The following is a 1,630-nucleotide window of genomic DNA, read 5'->3' on the forward strand; positions in this document are numbered from 1 at the left end:
AGCAAGCGGGGACAAACGAACGGAATTAGGCCCGGAGCAATCCGGGAAAAATAATGATGGAGAGTTTGATCCTGGCTCAGAACGAACGCTGGCGGCGCGTCTTAACCATGCAAGTCGAGCGGCAGGCAGCAATGCCGAGAGCGGCGGACTGGTGAGTAACACGTGGATAACGTACCCCGATGTCCGGGACAGCCTGTAGAAATAGAGGGTAATACCGGATAGATCACTGTTTACGTGAGGTAGACAGCGGGAAAGGAGCTTCGGCTCCGCGACGGGATCGGTCTGCGGCCCATCAGCTGGACGGCGGGGTAAAGGCCCGCCGTGGCGAGGACGGGTATCCGGCCTGAGAGGGCGGACGGACACATTGGGACTGAGATACGGCCCAGACTCCTACGGGAGGCAGCAGGTAAGAATATTCCGCAATGGGGGGAACCCTGACGGAGCGACGCCGCGTGAACGAAGAAGGCCGGAAGGTTGTAAAGTTCTTTTCTGTCCGAGGAATAAGTTTCGGAGGAAATGCCGGGACGGTGACGGTAGGGCAGGAATAAGCACCGGCTAATTACGTGCCAGCAGCCGCGGTAACACGTAAGGTGCGAGCGTTGTTCGGAATTATTGGGCGTAAAGGGCATGCAGGCGGGTCGCCAAGCTTGGTAAGAAATACCGGGGCTCAACTCCGGAGCTATATTGAGAACTGGCGAGCTAGAGTTGCCGAAGGGTATCCGGAATTCCGCGTGAAGGGGTGAAATCTGTAGATATGCGGAAGAACACCGATGGCGAAGGCAGGATACCGGCGGACGACTGACGCTGAGGTGCGAAGGTGCGGGGAGCAAACAGGATTAGATACCCTGGTAGTCCGCACAGTCAACGATGTACACTGGGCGTGTGCGCAAGAGCGTGCGTGCCGAAGCAAACGCGATAAGTGTACCGCCTGGGGAGTATGCCCGCAAGGGTGAAACTCAAAGGAATTGACGGGGGCCCGCACAAGCGGTGGAGCATGTGGTTTAATTCGATGGTACGCGAGGAACCTTACCTGGGTTTGACATCAAGAGGGATCATATAGAGATATGTGAGCGTAGCAATACGGCTCTTGACAGGTGCTGCATGGCTGTCGTCAGCTCGTGCCGTGAGGTGTTGGGTTAAGTCCCGCAACGAGCGCAACCCCTACTGCCGGTTACTAACAGGTAAAGCTGAGGACTCAGGCGGAACTGCCTGCGACAAGCAGGAGGAAGGCGGGGACGACGTCAAGTCATCATGGCCCTTATGTCCAGGGCTACACACGTGCTACAATGGCCGCCACAGAGCGGTGCGAAGCCGAGAGGCGGAGCAGAACGCAGAAAAGCGGTCGTAGTCCGGATTGAAGTCTGAAACTCGACTTCATGAAGCTGGAATCGCTAGTAACCGCACATCAGCACGGCGCGGTGAATACGTTCCCGGGCCTTGTACACACCGCCCGTCACACCATCCGAGCAGGGGGTACCCGAAGCCGGCAGTCCAACCGCAAGGGGGACGCTGTCGAAGGTACGCTTTGTGAGGGGGGTGAAGTCGTAACAAGGTAGTCGTACCGGAAGGTGCGGCTGGATCACCTCCTTTTCCAAGGGAAGAGGGACGCGCAGTGTACGCGCGCAAACCG

General features: G+C 57.8%; 1 rRNA gene. It reads left to right on the forward strand.

The features are described 5' to 3' along the window. Positions 1-53: 53 nt before the first annotated feature. Positions 54-1,590 (forward strand): 16S ribosomal RNA (locus IZU26_RS12975). Positions 1,591-1,630 lie beyond the last annotated feature (40 nt).

Source organism: Treponema sp. SP13 (genome assembly GCF_050938355.1).
Classification (GTDB): domain Bacteria; phylum Spirochaetota; class Spirochaetia; order Treponematales; family Treponemataceae; genus Treponema_D; species Treponema_D socranskii.